Annotated in this window: 13 protein-coding genes and 5 tRNA genes; all 18 read left to right on the forward strand. The window is 51.8% G+C overall.

Going from position 1 to position 16,916, the window contains the following annotated elements:
• The 18 genes from MPQ_RS01455 (at position 1) to rpoC (ending at position 16,836) form a co-directional block, all read left to right on the forward strand.
• Positions 1–1,284: a cytochrome bc complex cytochrome b subunit gene (locus MPQ_RS01455; protein ID WP_013441112.1), complete on the forward strand. Its 1,284-nt coding sequence runs from the start codon at positions 1–3 to the stop codon at positions 1,282–1,284.
• Positions 1,284–2,018, forward strand: a complete 735-nt coding sequence (locus tag MPQ_RS01460; protein WP_013441113.1) for a cytochrome c1 — start codon at positions 1,284–1,286, stop codon at positions 2,016–2,018. Before MPQ_RS01455 ends, MPQ_RS01460 begins: the two co-directional genes overlap by 1 nt.
• A gap of 68 nt (positions 2,019–2,086) precedes the next feature.
• Complete coding sequence (locus MPQ_RS01465; protein ID WP_013441114.1) at positions 2,087–2,686, forward strand: glutathione S-transferase N-terminal domain-containing protein; 600 nt, start codon at positions 2,087–2,089, stop codon at positions 2,684–2,686.
• A 4-nt stretch (positions 2,687–2,690) separates the two neighbouring features.
• Positions 2,691–3,110, forward strand: coding sequence for a ClpXP protease specificity-enhancing factor (locus tag MPQ_RS01470; RefSeq protein WP_013441115.1), 420 nt, complete (start codon positions 2,691–2,693; stop codon positions 3,108–3,110).
• An 11-nt stretch (positions 3,111–3,121) separates the two neighbouring features.
• Positions 3,122–3,197, forward strand: a tRNA-Thr gene (locus MPQ_RS01475).
• A 62-nt stretch (positions 3,198–3,259) separates the two neighbouring features.
• Positions 3,260–3,344: transfer RNA gene (locus MPQ_RS01480), tRNA-Tyr, on the forward strand.
• Between the two features lie 40 nt (positions 3,345–3,384).
• Positions 3,385–3,460, forward strand: a tRNA-Gly gene (locus MPQ_RS01485).
• A 24-nt stretch (positions 3,461–3,484) separates the two neighbouring features.
• Positions 3,485–3,559: transfer RNA gene (locus MPQ_RS01490), tRNA-Thr, on the forward strand.
• Positions 3,560–3,597: 38 nt separating this feature from the next.
• Entirely contained in the window at positions 3,598–4,788 is a 1,191-nt protein-coding gene (gene tuf / locus MPQ_RS01495) for an elongation factor Tu (protein ID WP_013441116.1), read from the forward strand.
• Between the two features lie 68 nt (positions 4,789–4,856).
• Positions 4,857–4,932, forward strand: a tRNA-Trp gene (locus MPQ_RS01500).
• A gap of 7 nt (positions 4,933–4,939) precedes the next feature.
• Positions 4,940–5,305, forward strand: coding sequence for a preprotein translocase subunit SecE (gene secE / locus MPQ_RS01505; RefSeq protein WP_255348597.1), 366 nt, complete (start codon positions 4,940–4,942; stop codon positions 5,303–5,305).
• Between the two features lies 1 nt (position 5,306).
• Positions 5,307–5,843 (forward strand): transcription termination/antitermination protein NusG, encoded by a 537-nt coding sequence (gene nusG / locus MPQ_RS01510; RefSeq protein ID WP_013441118.1) that lies wholly within the window; start codon positions 5,307–5,309, stop codon positions 5,841–5,843.
• Positions 5,844–5,970: 127 nt separating this feature from the next.
• The gene (gene rplK, locus MPQ_RS01515; protein ID WP_013441119.1) at positions 5,971–6,402 is read left to right on the forward strand and encodes a 50S ribosomal protein L11; all 432 of its coding nucleotides are present in this window, start codon (positions 5,971–5,973) and stop codon (positions 6,400–6,402) included.
• On the forward strand, positions 6,403–7,095 hold the full coding sequence (gene rplA, locus MPQ_RS01520) for a 50S ribosomal protein L1 (protein ID WP_013441120.1): 693 nt from the start codon (positions 6,403–6,405) through the stop codon (positions 7,093–7,095).
• A gap of 258 nt (positions 7,096–7,353) precedes the next feature.
• Positions 7,354–7,878 carry a 50S ribosomal protein L10 gene (rplJ, locus tag MPQ_RS01525; protein ID WP_013441121.1) on the forward strand — a complete coding sequence of 175 codons (525 nt, stop codon included), beginning with the start codon at positions 7,354–7,356 and terminating at the stop codon, positions 7,876–7,878.
• Between the two features lie 29 nt (positions 7,879–7,907).
• Entirely contained in the window at positions 7,908–8,288 is a 381-nt protein-coding gene (rplL, locus tag MPQ_RS01530; protein ID WP_013441122.1) for a 50S ribosomal protein L7/L12, read from the forward strand.
• A gap of 125 nt (positions 8,289–8,413) precedes the next feature.
• The gene (gene rpoB / locus MPQ_RS01535; protein WP_013441123.1) at positions 8,414–12,586 is read left to right on the forward strand and encodes a DNA-directed RNA polymerase subunit beta; all 4,173 of its coding nucleotides are present in this window, start codon (positions 8,414–8,416) and stop codon (positions 12,584–12,586) included.
• 11 nt (positions 12,587–12,597) lie between these two features.
• Complete coding sequence (gene rpoC / locus MPQ_RS01540; protein WP_013441124.1) at positions 12,598–16,836, forward strand: DNA-directed RNA polymerase subunit beta'; 4,239 nt, start codon at positions 12,598–12,600, stop codon at positions 16,834–16,836.
• The last annotated feature ends 80 nt before the right edge of the window (positions 16,837–16,916 follow it).

The following is a 16,916-nucleotide window of genomic DNA, read 5'->3' on the forward strand; positions in this document are numbered from 1 at the left end:
ATGCAAAAATATTTAACTGGTTTGCTCGGGTGGGTAGATGACCGTTTTCCATTGACGGCCAACTGGAAAGCTCACCTCTCAGAGTATTACGCTCCCAAGAACTTCAACTTCTGGTATTTCTTCGGTTCATTGGCACTGTTGGTGTTGGTGCTGCAGATCGTTACTGGCATTTTTCTCACGATGAATTACAAACCTGATGCAGAGCTCGCCTTTGCTTCGGTGGAGTACATCATGCGTGACGTTTCCTGGGGCTGGTTGATTCGCTACATGCACTCAACCGGGGCTTCCATGTTCTTCGTGGTGGTCTACCTGCATATGTTCCGTGGTCTGATCTACGGGTCTTATCGGAATCCTCGTGAACTGATATGGCTGTTCGGTGTAGGGATTTTCCTTGCGCTGATGGGTGAGGCATTCTTCGGCTATCTGTTGCCATGGGGGCAGATGTCCTACTGGGGTGCTCAGGTGATTATCAATCTGTTTACCTCTATCCCGTTTGTTGGGCCAGATATTTCACTTTGGCTGCGCGGTGATTACATGGTGTCTGACGCGACCCTTAACCGGTTCTTCGCGTTCCACGTAATTGCTCTTCCTTTGGTGCTGCTGGGTTTGGTGGCTGCGCATATCATTGCTCTGCATGAGGTGGGCTCTAATAACCCGGACGGTGTTGAAATCAAGAAGCACAAAGATCCTGAAACCGGTATCCCACTGGACGGTATTCCTTTCCATCCGTATTACACGGTGAAGGATATTGTCGGTGTGTCAGTTTTCCTGATCGTGTTTTCGGCCATTATCTTCTTTGCGCCGGAAATGGGCGGCTACTTCCTGGAAGCAAATAACTTCATTCCGGCTGACCCGTTAAAAACACCAGCGCACATTGCGCCCGTTTGGTATTTCACGCCTTATTACTCTATTTTGCGTGCGGTGCCGCCCATCATGAATTCGCAGTTCCCTGGCGTTGCTGCCATGGGTCTGTCCGTCGTGATTTTCGCCTTGCTGCCTTGGCTGGATCGTAGTCCCGTGAAGTCGATACGCTATCGCGGTCCTATCTACAAGGTGTGGCTGGCATTGTTTGTAGTGAGCTTTTTGATTCTGGGTTATCTGGGTACCGAGCCTTCGAATGTCTGGGGGGTGTTTGATCCCTCAACATTTATCGTGGGCGGTGCGGACCGTGCAACGGTGGTAGCTAGAATTTTCACTGCAGTTTACTTTCTGTTCTTTATCTTGATGCCTTGGTATACCAGCATCGATAAGACCAAGCCAGTTCCAGAAAGGGTAACAGGATAATGAAAAAGGTATTATTGTTGGTCGGCCTGTTATTGCCTGCCTTGGTGATGGCAAATGAGAGTGTGCATCTTGATCATGCGCCTATCGATCCCAATAATCAGGCTTCGCTGCAGCGTGGCGCCAGGACATTTGTAAACTACTGCCTGAGCTGTCACAGCGCTGCCTATATGCGGTACAACCGGCTTAAAGACATTGGTTTGAGCGATGCTGAAATCAAATCAAACCTGATGTTTGCCGGTGAGAAGGTGGGCGACACGATGACTGTCACCATGCCTAAGCGCGATGCCAAATCCTGGTTTGGAGCAACACCTCCGGATCTCTCGGTGCAGGCGCGTGCATATGCAAACGGACCTGACTGGCTGTACAGCTACTTGAGAGGCTTCTATCGTGACGATACTCGTCCGACAGGCTGGAACAATACTGTCTATGACAAAGTGGCTATGCCGCACGTGCTATGGCAGTTGCAGGGTGAGCAAACTCTCAAGGTTCAGAAAACAGTGGATGAGCACGGCCATGAGGTCGAGAAGCATACGCTGGTGCTGACCAAGCCAGGAGTGCTTGAGCCTGCTCAGTATGACGCGATGGTCGCTGACCTGGTGAATTACCTGGTATTCATGAGCGAGCCTGCTAAAGGTCTGCGCCTGCAATTGGGATTAATCGTGATCCTGTTCCTGGGTTTGCTTTTCATCGTCGCGTACTATCTGAAAAAAGAATTCTGGAAAGATATACACTAACGTTCTATTCAAGGCGGGATTGCCTTTGCGGGCAATCCCGCTTTTTTGTTTTGTAAGGAAACAACATCATGATGACTTTGTATTCTGGAACTACTGATCCATACAGCCACCGCTGCCGCATTGTGCTATTTGAAAAAGGCATGGATTTCCAAGTGATCGACGTGGATCTTGCCAACAAGCCAGAAGATCTGGCCGTAATCAATCCGCACAATGAAGTCCCTGTCCTCGTTGAGCGTGATTTGGTCTTGCAGCAGGCAAACATCATCAATGAATATATTGACGAGCGTTTTCCTCATCCTCAGCTTATGCCTGCTGACCCTGTCATGCGAGCACGTGCCAGATTGTTTCTTCACAACTTTGAAGAGCAGTTGTTCAGTCATATCAAAGATATTGAGTCTGGCAATCAGAAGCTGGCTGACAAGGCGCGCTTGATTATTCGAGACAATCTGACGCAGATCGTGCCTTTGTTCAGCCGCCAGGAATATATTCTGGGCGACGAATTTTCCATGCTGGATGTAGCCATTGCACCGCTCTTATGGCGTCTTGGGCATTATGGAATTGAGCTGCCAAAGCAAGCTGCGCCTTTACTTAAGTACGCAGAACGTATATTCTCTCGCCCGGCTTACATCGAGGCGATGACCCCTTCCGAAAAAGCAATGCGGAAGTAAGGTCATGGAAAATGTTTCATCCACTAAGCCCTACCTGATACGCGCCGTGCATGAGTGGTGCGTGGACAATGGATTTACGCCACATTTGCTAGTGGCGGTGGATGAAAATACCCGAGTGCCAATGGCATACGTAAAGAATGGCGAAATAGTGTTAAATATCAATTATTCAGCCACCAAGGACTTGGTGATTGATAACACTGCAATCAGTTTTTCAGCAAGATTTTCTGGTGCATCGCAAAATATTTACGTGCCAATTGGCGCGGTTCGTGGTATCTTCGCTCGCGAAAATAGTCAGGGCATGTTTTTTGAGGCTGAGCCTGTTGAGGATAAACCTGATCAGGTAAGTCAGTCTGAAGCTGTTGAAAAGCCTCAGGCGCCTAAAGAAGTAAAAAAGCCTTCTCTGACGTTGGTCAAAAAAGATTAAATAAGTTTTACGCCGGATTAGCTCAGTTGGCAGAGCAGCGCACTTGTAATGCGAAGGTCGTCAGTTCGATTCCGACATCCGGCACCAGTTACCGCCCAGTTAGGGTTTGACAGTACGTGAAATTGTCAGCATAATCTCGGGTTCGGTTTGGAGGGGTGGCCGAGTGGTTAAAGGCGACGGACTGTAAATCCGTTCTCTCAGAGTACGAAGGTTCGAATCCTTCCCCCTCCACCAAATTTAAAGTTGGAGCCAGCGTTGATAACTGGCGAGGCGCGCGGGTGTAGCTCAGTTGGTAGAGCACTTGCCTTCCAAGCAAGATGTCGCGAGTTCGAACCTCGTCGCCCGCTCCAGTTTAAGTAAGAATTTAGTAAAGCGCCCATGTGGCTCAGTGGTAGAGCACTCCCTTGGTAAGGGAGAGGTCGCGGGTCCGATTCCCGCCATGGGCACCACTTCATTAACTTGATAAAGTCGGTTAAAGGAAACGGTAATGGCAAAAGGTAAATTTGAGCGGACGAAGCCGCACGTCAACGTAGGCACGATTGGTCACGTTGACCATGGTAAGACGACGCTGACAGCGGCGATCACGACAATTCTGTCGAAGAAGTTTGGTGGTGAAGCCAAGGCATACGACCAGATCGATGCGGCGCCAGAAGAAAAGGCACGTGGTATTACCATCAACACAGCGCACGTTGAATACGAAACTGCAACTCGCCACTACGCTCACGTAGACTGCCCAGGTCACGCCGACTATGTTAAGAACATGATTACCGGTGCTGCGCAGATGGACGGCGCGATTCTGGTCTGTTCCGCGGCTGACGGCCCAATGCCACAAACCCGTGAGCACATCCTGCTGGCACGTCAGGTTGGCGTACCTTACATCGTCGTGTTCATGAACAAGGCTGACATGGTGGATGACGCCGAGCTGCTCGAGCTGGTTGAAATGGAAATCCGCGAACTGCTCTCCAAGTACGACTTCCCAGGCGATGACATCCCTGTGATCAAGGGTTCCGCCCTGAAGGCACTGGAAGGCGACCAATCCGAAATCGGCGAACCTGCCATCTTCCGTTTGGCAGATGCGCTGGACAGCTACATCCCAACCCCAGAGCGTGCTGTTGACGGCACCTTCCTGATGCCAGTAGAAGACGTATTCTCCATCTCTGGTCGCGGTACTGTCGTTACTGGCCGTATCGAGCGTGGTATTGTGAAGGTTGGCGATGAAATAGAAATCGTAGGTATCAAGCCAACCCTGAAGACCACCTGCACCGGCGTAGAAATGTTCCGCAAGCTGCTGGACCAAGGTCAAGCAGGCGACAACGTTGGCGTACTGCTGCGTGGTACCAAGCGTGAAGAAGTTGAGCGTGGTCAAGTATTGGCCAAGACCGGTTCGATCAAGCCACACACCAAGTTCAGCGCAGAAATCTACGTGCTGGGCAAGGACGAAGGCGGCCGTCACACCCCATTCTTCAATGGCTACCGTCCACAGTTCTACTTCCGTACCACTGACGTAACTGGTGCAGTAGAACTGCCAGCAGGTACCGAAATGGTAATGCCAGGCGACAACGTATCCATCACCGTGGCACTGATTGCCCCGATCGCGATGGAAGACGGTCTGCGCTTTGCGATTCGTGAAGGTGGCCGTACCGTTGGTGCCGGTGTCGTCGCGAAAATTATTGAGTAATCGTTTCTGATCTGACTGGGGCTGCGCGATGTCCATCGTTGCAGCCCTTGTGCGTTCTCCAGAGTTTTAGGCCAGTAGCTCAATTGGCAGAGTATCGGTCTCCAAAACCGAGGGTTGGGGGTTCGAGACCCTCCTGGCCTGCCATTACAACATTAAGTGCGCAACATATATGATTGATAAAATTAAGCTTGTGCTTGCTTTGATACTTGTCGCTGCAGGCGTGGCAGGCTTTTATTTGCTGTCTGAGCATGCGCTGGTTGTGCGAATCCTGGCTGTATTGGCCGGGATTATTGCTGCTGTCGTTGTTTTCTGGTCCACGCCTTTGGGGCGTGAGGCTTTTGCGTTTGTGCAAGATTCAGCTGCTGAAGCACGTCGCGTCGTTTGGCCAACGCGTAAAGAGACAATACAGACTACCGTTGCAGTCTTTGTGCTGGTAATGGTGATGGCGGTCTTTCTATGGCTGGTTGACATTGGCTTTTTGTGGGGTGTGAAAATGCTGATGGGAAGGGGCGCCTAAGATGAGTATGCGATGGTATGCAGTGCAAGCCTTTTCTGGCTTTGAAAAATCCGTTCAGCGTGGGCTGGAAGAGCGTATTGCTCGTTCGGATTTGCAGGATATGTTTGGTCAGATTCTCGTCCCTGTTGAAGAAGTGATTGAGATGAAAAATGGCCAGAAGGCCATTAGTGAGCGCAAGCTTTACCCTGGGTATGTGTTGGTGCAAATGCAGATGAACGACGATACCTGGCATTTGGTTAAGAGCACTCCGCGAGTGACAGCGTTTATCGGTGGTACAGCTCTCAAGCCTACCCCGATCAAGGATAAGGAAGTTGAGATTATCCTTCAGCGTATGGATGAGAGTAAGAGTAACCCCACCCAGAAGCTTACCTTCGAAAAAGGTGAGTCAGTACGAGTTATTGACGGACCCTTTAAAGATTTTTCTGGCAATGTTGAAGACATTAACTACGAAAAGAGCAAGTTGCGTGTCTCTGTCGTAATCTTCGGACGTGCCACCCCAGTAGAGCTTGATTTCGATCAGGTAGAAAAAGAAGTTTAAGATTTCAGGCTTGCCTTTGGCAGGCCTGTTTGCGTCTTTAAAAATGACGCAGTGGCTGTAGCGTAAGCTGCATTTATTGACGGGGAGCTTTGTAACTAAAGCGCTTGTACCCATTGAGGAGTTTAAAATGGCAAAGAAAGTTGTCGGCTATATCAAGCTGCAGATTCCTGCAGGCAAAGCCAATCCTAGTCCACCAGTTGGTCCAGCACTGGGTCAGCGTGGTTTGAATATCATGGAATTCTGCAAGGCATTCAATGCTGCTACGCAGAGTCTGGAGCCAGGTCTGCCAATTCCAGTGGTCATCACTGCATTCGCGGACAAGAGCTTCACCTTCGTAATGAAGACCCCTCCCGCTACCATTCTGATCAAGAAGGCAGCGAAGATTGATAAGGGTTCCCCACGTCCTCATACCGATAAGGTTGGCAAGATCACTCGCGCTCAAGCCGAAGAGATTGCTAAGACTAAAGCACCTGACTTAACAGCAGGTGATCTGGATGCGGCTGTTCGTACCATTGCAGGTAGCGCGCGCAGCATGGGTATTGAAGTGGAGGGTGTGTAAATGGCTAACATTTCTAAACGTTTGCAGGCTCTGCGTGCCAAGGTTGACCGTAATAAAGTTTACGCAGCCACCGAAGCCCTGGCTCTGGTAAAAGAAACCGCAACCGCCAAGTTTGATGAGTCGGTAGACGCTGTTATCAATCTGGGTATTGATGCACGTAAATCTGACCAACTGGTTCGTGGCGCTCTCGTATTGCCACACGGCACTGGTAAGACCAAGCGAGTGGCTGTATTTGCCCAAGGCGCCGCTGCTGAAGCAGCCAAAGCCGCAGGTGCAGATATTGTTGGTTTTGAAGATCTGGCTGAACAAGTTAAGGGCGGCATGCTCGACTTTGACGTTGCAATTGCGACTCCTGATGCTATGCGTATCGTGGGTGCCCTGGGTCAAGTGCTCGGTCCACGTGGCCTGATGCCTAACCCCAAGGTTGGTACGGTTACTCCTGACGTGGCTACTGCCGTCAAGAATTCCAAGGCAGGTCAAGTCCAATATCGTACAGACAAGGGCGGTATCGTGCATTGCACTATCGGTCGTGCCTCTTTCGGTGTTGACGCTCTGCAAGCCAACTTGGCTGCACTGGTTGATGCTTTGAACAAAGCCAAGCCAGCATCTTCCAAGGGTGTTTACCTGAAGAAGGTCTCGGTTTCCAGCACCATGGGTGCTGGTGTGCGTGTTGATCAGTCCAGCATCGCTTAATGTAATACTTGCCAGCCTGGCTGGCATTAAAAGAACTTTGGGCCTGTGGCGGGAACATTCGTCACAGGGTTATCAAAGACCGTAGGAATCTCGCAAGAGATTTAATCGGGGCAGGCTTAAGTTGGTGGCTTGTCTATCCTACGCAGATGGCGTTACCCGAAACAGGATATCAACACAATGTGTATTCCTGATGAAAGGTCGCCGTGGGAAGGTGTTTGCGGGCAACTGCAAATGCTTAATTAACGGAAGGAGAAGACCTTGAGTCTTAATCTTGAGCAGAAAAAGGCAGTGGTTGCTGAGGTCAGCGAGCAAGTCGCAACGGCACAGGCAATCATTCTTGCTGAGTATCGTGGCATTGAAGTAGGGGATATGACCCAACTGCGTGCACAAGCCAGAAAATCCGGTGTGTATCTGCGTGTTCTGAAGAATACGCTGGTGCGTCGTGCTGTTGATGGCACCCCGTTTTTCGGTCTTGCTGACGCAATGGTCGGCCCTCTGGTATTCGGTATTTCTACCGATCCAGTTGCCGCGGCAAAGGTATTGAGTGATTTCGCCAAAGCCAACGACAAGTTCGTTATCAAGGCAGGTGCAATGCCTAACCAGGTCATGGATGCGAAAGCAGTTCAAGCCCTGGCGTCGTTGCCTAGCCGTGAAGAGTTGCTGGCCAAGTTGCTGGGCACCATGCAAGCCCCGATCGCCACCTTTGTACGTACGCTTAATGAAGTACCTACGAAGTTTGCGCGCGGTCTGGCTGCAGTACGTGACCAGAAACAAGCAGCTTAATCAAAATCAAATTATCAGGAGTATTACAAATGGCATTATCTAAAGCAGAAATTCTTGACGCAATCGCGTCGTTGACCGTTCTGGAACTGTCCGAACTGATCAAGGATCTGGAAGAGAAGTTTGGTGTATCTGCTGCAGCTGCTGCTGTAGCTGTTGCTGCAGCTCCTGCTGCAGGCGGCGCTGCTGCCGCTGAAGAGAAAACTGAATTCGACGTAATTCTGGTTTCCGCTGGCGACAACAAAGTGAACGTTATTAAGGCTGTTCGCGAACTGACTTCCCTGGGTCTGAAGGAAGCTAAGGACCTGGTTGACGGTGCTCCTAAGGCTGTTAAGGAAGGCGTATCCAAGGCTGATGCCGATGCTGCCGCCAAGAAGCTGGAAGAAGCTGGCGCTAAGGCCGAAGTTAAGTAATAAGTAATACTGTGGTGCACAGGCTGACGGGAGACCGTCAGCCTTCACCATTTTAAGAAGATATAAAACAGAGGGTTATTTTTAGCACTCTGTTTTCTACCTTCTACCCCCTCTCAGGAGATGCTATGAGCTATTCCTTTACCGAGAAAAAACGTATACGTAAAAGTTTTGCCAAGCGTGAAAGCGTGCAGGAAGTACCTTACCTGCTCGCCATGCAATTGGAGTCGTATGCGGCTTTCCTGCAGGCTAATGTGCCCGTCGACAAGCGTGAAAATGCAGGATTGCAAGCCACGTTCAACTCGGTTTTCCCTATTGTTAGCCATTCCGGCAATGCCCGTCTGGATTACGTCAGCTATACCTTGGGTCAAGAGCCTTTTGACGTCAAGGAATGTCAGCAACGTGGCCTGACCTACGCCGCACCTTTGCGCGTCAAGGTCCGCCTAACAATCATGGATAAAGAAGCTTCCAAGCCTACCGTGAAGGAAGTCAAGGAGCAGGAAGTCTACATGGGCGAACTGCCCCTGATGACGGAGAATGGCTCGTTTGTTATCAACGGCACTGAGCGCGTTATCGTGTCCCAGTTGCATCGTAGCCCTGGCGTATTCTTCGAGCATGATCGCGGTAAAACCCATAGCTCGGGCAAACTGCTGTTCTCGGCTCGTATCATCCCTTACCGTGGTTCCTGGCTCGACTTTGAGTTTGATCCAAAGGACTACCTGTATTTCCGCGTTGACCGTCGTCGCAAGATGCCAGTGACCATTCTGCTGAAAGCCCTGGGCTTTACACCAGAGCAGATTCTGGAAACGTTCTACGATCTGGACACGTTCCATATCAGCGCCAAGGGTGTGCAGTTTGAACTGTTGCCCGAGCGCCTGCGCGGTGAAGTCGCCAAGTTCGACATCATCGACGGCAGCGGCAATGTGATTGTCGCCAAGGATAAGCGCATTACCGTCAAGCATATCCGCGACATGGAAAAAGCTGGCATCAGCAAGATCAATGTGCCTGAAGAGTTTGTACTCGGCCGTGCATTAAGCTCCGGCATTATCGACAAGGAAACCGGTGAAGTTGTGGCGAATGCCAACGACGAAATCACCGAGTCTTTGCTTGAGAAGTTGCGTGAAGCCAAGGTTGGCAAGATTAATACTCTGTATGCCAATGACCTGGATCATGGTGATTACATTTCGCAAACCTTGCGGATTGATGAAATCCCTGACCAATACAGCGCACGCGTTGCGATCTATCGCATGATGCGTCCTGGTGAGCCACCTACTGAAGATGCTGTAGAAGCCCTGTTCGATGGCCTGTTCTTCAATGAAGAGCGCTATGACCTGTCGACCGTTGGTCGCATGAAATTCAACCGTCGTGCATTCCCTGAAAAGATTGAAGAGCGCACTGCTGCCTGGTTGCGTCGCTTCTATGAAAAATCAGGTGCACGTGGTGCTGAAGGTGCTCCGGTTCTCTCCAACGAAGATATTCTGGCCGTTATTGCGGTTCTGGTTGAATTGCGCAATGGCCGTGGCGAAATTGACGATATTGACCATCTGGGTAATCGTCGTATCCGTTCCGTTGGTGAATTGGCCGAAAATCAGTTCCGTGCAGGTCTGGTTCGTGTGGAGCGTGCCGTTAAGGAGCGTTTGTCGCAGGCTGAATCTGACAACCTGATGCCGCACGATCTGATCAATGCCAAGCCGGTGTCGAGCGCGATCCGTGAGTTCTTCGGTTCGTCTCAGCTTTCCCAGTTTATGGACCAGACCAACCCGCTGTCGGAAATTACCCACAAGCGTCGTGTTTCTGCTCTGGGCCCAGGCGGCTTGACCCGTGAACGTGCTGGCTTTGAAGTGCGTGACGTACACTCGACCCATTACGGCCGTGTATGTCCGATTGAAACGCCTGAAGGTCCAAACATTGGTCTGATCAACTCGTTGGCGCTGTACTCACGCACCAATCAGTATGGTTTCCTGGAAACGCCTTACCGTCGTGTTGATGGGAACAAGGTAAGTGACAAGATTGACTTCCTCTCTGCGATTGAGGAAAGCCAATACATGATCGCCCAGGCTAACTCTGAGCTGGATAAGAATGGCCAGTTCAAGGAAGAACTGATCTCTGCCCGGTACCACAATGAATTCACCATGGCACAGCCTGATCGCGTGCAATACATGGACGTGGCCCCTGGTCAGATTGTGTCGGTAGCTGCTTCCCTGATTCCGTTCCTGGAGCACGATGACGCCAACCGCGCATTGATGGGCGCCAACATGCAACGTCAGGCAGTACCATGTCTGCGTGCTGAAAAAGCGATCGTGGGTACCGGCATTGAGCGTACCGTAGCGGTAGACTCCGGCACGACTGTACAAGCCCGCCGCGGTGGTATCGTCGATTACGTGGACTCTGGCCGTATCGTGGTGCGTGTGCATGATGCCGAAGCGGCTGCTGGCGAAGTCGGCGTGGACATTTACAACCTGATCAAATACACCCGTTCCAACCAGAACACCAACATCAACCAGCGTCCGCTGGTCAAGATTGGTGACGTGCTGGCTCGCGGTGACGTGATTGCGGACGGCGCATCTACCGACATGGGTGAATTGGCGCTGGGCCAGAACATGCTGGTCGCCTTTATGCCATGGAATGGTTACAACTTCGAAGACTCAATTCTGATCTCCGAGCGCGTAGTGGCAGATGACCGTTATACCTCGATCCATATCGAAGAGTTGTCCGTGGTTGCCCGTGACACCAAGCTGGGTGCAGAAGAAATTACACGTGACATCTCCAACCTGTCCGAGCGCATGCTTGGTCGTCTGGATGAGTCCGGCATCATCTACATCGGTGCGGAAGTGGAAGCAGGCGACGTGCTGGTCGGCAAGGTAACACCCAAGGGTGAAACCCAGCTGACGCCAGAAGAGAAGCTGCTGCGCGCCATCTTCGGTGAGAAGGCTTCAGATGTTAAGGATACTTCCCTGCGCGTGCCTTCCGGCATGTCAGGTACCGTTATCGACGTACAAGTCTTCACCCGTGAAGGCATTGATCGCGACACGCGTGCACAGCAGATCATTGATGATCAGCTGGGTCACTACAAGCAGGATCTGGCTGACCAGATGCGTATTGTGGAAGACGATGCATTCGGCCGTATCCGTCGCCTGATCGAAGGCAAGGTAGCTACGGGTGGTCCTAACAAGCTGAAGAAGGGTGAGACCCTCACCGCTGAGTATCTGGAAAGCATTGGTCGTTATGACTGGTTTGATATTCGCCTGTCTGACGAAGAAGCTGCCCGCCAACTTGAACAGCTGAAGGACAGTCTGGCACAAGCCCGCGTTGAGTTTGACAGCAAGTTCGAAGAGAAGAAGCGCAAGCTGACTCAGGGCGATGAGTTGCCTCCAGGCGTGCAGAAAATGGTCAAGGTTTACCTGGCTGTTAAGCGTCGTATTCAGCCTGGTGACAAGATGGCCGGCCGTCACGGTAACAAGGGTGTGGTTTCCAAGATTGTGCCAGTAGAAGATATGCCACACATGGCAGACGGTACTCCTATGGATATCGTGCTGAACCCGCTGGGCGTGCCTTCACGGATGAACATCGGTCAGATTCTCGAAGTTCACTTGGGTTGGGCTGCCAAGGGCTTGGGCATGCGTATTGGTGCAATGCTGCAGGCAGAAACCAAGGCCAATGAAATCCGTAAGTTCATCGACCAGATTTACAACAACAGCAACGGCAAGAAAGAAGACATCAAGTCGCTGACCGACGAAGAAGTATTCGAACTTGCCCGCAATCTGGAACGTGGTGTGCCATTTGCAACGCCAGTGTTTGACGGTGCAACCGAGCAAGACATTCGTGACATGCTGGATCTGGCTTTCCCGGATGATGATGCCCGCACACAGCAGCTGCAGTTTGCGGCTGGCAAGACCCAGGTCAAGCTGATTGACGGCCGTTCCGGTGAGCCATTCGAGCGTCCAGTGACGGTTGGCTACATGCACGTACTGAAGCTGCATCACTTGGTAGATGACAAGATGCATGCACGTTCTACTGGTCCATACTCGCTGGTTACTCAGCAGCCATTGGGCGGTAAGGCGCAGTTTGGTGGTCAGCGCTTCGGTGAAATGGAAGTTTGGGCACTGGAAGCCTATGGTGCTTCGTACACCCTGCAGGAAATGCTCACGGTTAAGTCGGATGACGTATCCGGCCGTACCAAGGTCTACGAGAACATCGTCAAGGGCGAGCACAAGATCGATGCCGGCATGCCGGAGTCGTTCAACGTGCTGGTGAAGGAAATTCGCTCGCTCGCTATCGATATTGACCTGGACCGTAATTAAGGAGAATCCGCGTGAAAGCTCTATTAGACTTATTTAAGCAGGTAACACAGGAAGAAGAATTTGATGCGATCAAGATCGCGCTGGCTTCTCCTGAAAAAATCCGCTCCTGGTCCTATGGCGAAGTTAAAAAGCCAGAAACCATCAACTATCGTACGTTCAAGCCAGAGCGTGATGGTCTGTTCTGCGCCAAGATTTTTGGCCCGATCAAGGACTATGAATGCTTGTGCGGCAAGTACAAACGCCTGAAGCATCGCGGTGTCATCTGCGAAAAGTGCGGCGTTGAAGTCACCTTGTCCAAGGTACGTCGTGAACGCATGGCTCACATCGAGTTGGCTTCGCCGGTAGCCCATATCTGGTTCCTGAAGTCCTTGCCAAGCCGTTTGGGCATGGTGCTGGATATTGCCTTGCGCGATATCGAGCGCGTGCTGTACTTCGAAGCATATATCGTGATTGATCCAGGCATGACCCCGCTGACACGCGGCCAATTGCTGACGGAAGACGACTACCTGGCTAAAGTAGAAGAGCACGGCGATGAATTCAATGCCGTGATGGGTGCTGAAGCTGTGCGCGAACTCTTGCGTACCATGGATGTGCACACGGAAATTGAAAAGCTGCGTCGTGAACTGGGCGAAACCGGTTCCGAAGCGAAGATCAAGAAGATCGCCAAGCGTCTGAAGGTACTGGAAGCATTCCAGAAGTCTGGCATCAAGCCTGAGTGGATGATTCTGGAAGTGCTGCCTGTGCTGCCACCAGAACTGCGCCCACTGGTTCCTTTGGATGGCGGCCGTTTCGCTACTTCCGATCTGAACGATCTGTATCGTCGCGTGATTAACCGTAATAACCGTCTGAAGCGCCTGCTGGAACTGAAGGCCCCTGAAATCATTGTGCGTAACGAAAAGCGCATGCTGCAGGAAGCGGTTGACTCGTTGCTGGACAACGGTCGTCGCGGCAAGGTCATGACAGGCGCCAATAAGCGCCCTCTGAAGTCACTGGCCGACATGATCAAGGGTAAGGGCGGTCGTTTCCGTCAGAACTTGCTGGGTAAGCGCGTTGACTACTCTGGTCGTTCCGTGATCGTGGTGGGTCCGCAGCTTAAGCTGCATCAGTGCGGTCTGCCTAAGAAGATGGCGCTGGAACTGTTCAAGCCATTCATTTTCCACAAGCTGGAAGTATTGGGTCTGGCCACGACTATCAAGGCCGCCAAGAAGAAGGTTGAAGAGGAAGGTCCAGAAGTCTGGGATATCCTGGAAGACGTGATTCGCGAGCATCCGGTCTTGCTGAACCGTGCACCTACGCTGCACCGTTTGGGTATTCAGGCATTTGAACCTGTGCTGATTGAAGGCAAGGCCATTCAATTGCACCCTCTGGTCTGCGCCGCGTTTAACGCCGACTTTGACGGTGACCAAATGGCGGTTCACGTGCCTTTGAGCCTGGAAGCGCAAATGGAAGCCCGCACACTGATGCTGGCATCCAACAACGTGCTGTCTCCAGCCAACGGCGAGCCTATCATTGTGCCTTCGCAGGATATCGTGCTGGGTCTGTACTACATGACCCGCGAGAAAAAAGCCGCACGCGGCGAAGGCATGCGCTTTGCCAACGTTGCTGAAGTTCAACGTGTGTACGATGGCGGTCTGATCGATTTGCACGCACGTATCACTGTGCGTATCCGCGAATTCGATATGGAAGTCGATGGTCAGAAGCGCGAAAAGATCACCCGTTACGAAACTACGGTTGGCCGTGCTCTGCTGTCGGAAATTCTGCCAGCTGGCCTGCCATTCAGCGTGATTGACAAGGCACTGAAGAAAAAAGAAATTTCCAAGCTTATTAATGCCAGCTTCCGTAAGGTGGGCATCCGCGAAACCGTTATTTTTGCGGACAAGCTGATGTACACCGGTTACAGCTATGCTACGCGTGCTGGTATTTCCATCAGCATCAACGACATGCTGGTACCGCCTGAGAAAGAACAGTTGATTGCGGCTGCCGAATCTGAAGTCAAGGAAATCGAAGACCAGTATGTTTCTGGCCTGGTGACTCAGGGTGAGCGTTATAACAAGGTGGTGGATATCTGGGGTCGTGCCGGCGATAAGGTCGCTGACGCCATGATGAAGCAACTGCGCGAAGAAACCGTGCTGGATGCCAATGGCGATGCTGCCAAGGATGAAAATGGCAAGGTTATCAAGCAAGAGTCGTTTAACGCGATTTACATGATGGCTGACTCCGGTGCCCGGGGCTCTGCAGCGCAGGTGCGTCAGCTGGCTGGTATGCGCGGTCTGATGGCGAAACCAGATGGCTCCATCATTGAGACACCGATTACCGCCAACTTCCGTGATGGCTTGAACGTGTTGCAATACTTTATTTCAACCCACGGCGCCCGTAAGGGTCTGGCAGATACCGCGCTGAAAACAGCGAACTCCGGTTACCTGACGCGTCGTCTGGTGGACGTTACGCAGGATCTGGTGGTGACTGAGCTGGATTGCGGCACGACGGAAGGCCTGGTTACCAAAGCGCTGGTCAAGGGTGGTGAAGTAGTTGAGCCATTGCATGACCGTATTCTGGGTCGCGTGGCCGCACTGGATGTGATCAATCCTGAAAATCAGGAAGTGGTTTACCCTGCTGGTACATTGCTGACCGAAGATGAAGTTGAGCATATCGATGCCCTGGGCATTGATGAAGTCAAGGTGCGTACTGCGCTGACTTGCGATACACGCTACGGTATTTGCGCTAAATGCTACGGTCGTGACTTGGGTCGCGGCAAGCTGATCAACATCGGCGAAGCTGTCGGTGTGATCGCGGCACAATCCATTGGTGAGCCTGGTACTCAGCTGACCATGCGTACTTTCCACATCGGTGGTGCGGTATCGCGTGCGGCTTCTATCAGTCAGGTAGAAAGCAAGTCCAACGGTATTGTCAGCTTCACTTCAACCATGCGTTATGTGACCAATGCCCGTAATGAGCAAGTGGTGATTTCGCGTAACGGTGAAGCCGTGATTCACGACGAAAATGGTCGTGAGCGCGAGCGTCATAAAGTGCCTTATGGTGCGACGCTGCAAGTGACAGATGGCAAGCAAGTGAAGGCTGGTCAGGCTCTGGCCACCTGGGATCCGCATACCCGTCCGATCATTACGGAATACGCTGGTCGTGTGAAGTTTGAAAACGTCGAAGAAGGTGTGACCGTTGCCAAGCAGGTAGATGAAGTCACTGGTTTGTCCTCCCTGGTGGTCATTGATCCCAAGCAACGTGCTGGTCAATCCAAGGGCTTGCGTCCGCAGGTGAAGTTGCTCGATGCCAATGGTGTTGAAGTCAAGGTTGCCGGTGGCGATGCCTCTGTTAACGTGACATTCCAGCTGGGTTGCATCATTACCGTGAAGGATGGTCAGGAAGTAGGCGTGGGCGAAGTGCTGGCGCGTATCCCGCAAGAGTCTTCCAAGACTCGTGATATTACCGGGGGTCTGCCACGCGTTGCCGAACTGTTTGAAGCACGTTCACCTAAAGATGCTGGCATGCTGGCGGAAGTTACCGGTACTGTTTCCTTCGGTAAGGACACCAAGGGCAAGCAACGTCTGGTCTTCACCGATCTGGATGGTGTATCCCATGAGTTCCTGATTCCTAAGGACAAGCACGTGACGGCGCATGACGGTCAAGTCGTGACCAAGGGTGAAAGCATTGTTGACGGTCCGGCAGATCCGCAGGATATCCTCCGTCTGCAAGGTCGTGAGGCATTGGCCCGCTACATCATCGATGAAGTGCAGGATGTGTATCGTCTGCAAGGCGTTAAGATCAATGACAAGCACATCGAAGTTATTGTGCGTCAGATGTTGCGTCGTGTACGTATCACCGATGCTGGCGATACCAACTTCATCATGGGTGAACAGGTTGAGCGTGCGGATGTGTTGTCGGAAAACGAACGCGTCATTGCAGAAGACAAGCGTCCAGCCAGCTATGAGTTTGTCTTGCTGGGTATTACCAAGGCATCGCTGTCGACAGATTCGTTCATTTCTGCCGCTTCCTTCCAGGAAACGACACGCGTACTTACCGAGGCTGCAATCCTTGGCAAGCGCGACGAACTGCGCGGTCTGAAAGAAAACGTGATTGTTGGCCGTCTGATTCCTGCAGGTACAGGGCTCGCATATCACGAAACACGCAAGCGTCAATCGGCTGGGGTGGATGCAGCACCAGCCGTTATCGAGGAAGCGATTACTGAAGTTGAACCGCAGCAAACACCAGCAGAAGAAGCCGCTGGAAATGTATAGTTGCTTGACAACCTATTGAACGCTAAATAAAATGCTATGTTTTCCGGGATGGCGCTTGTCGCCGTCCCGTAATTTTTAGC

It is taken from the genome of Methylovorus sp. MP688, from assembly GCF_000183115.1.
Taxonomy (GTDB): domain Bacteria; phylum Pseudomonadota; class Gammaproteobacteria; order Burkholderiales; family Methylophilaceae; genus Methylovorus; species Methylovorus glucosotrophus.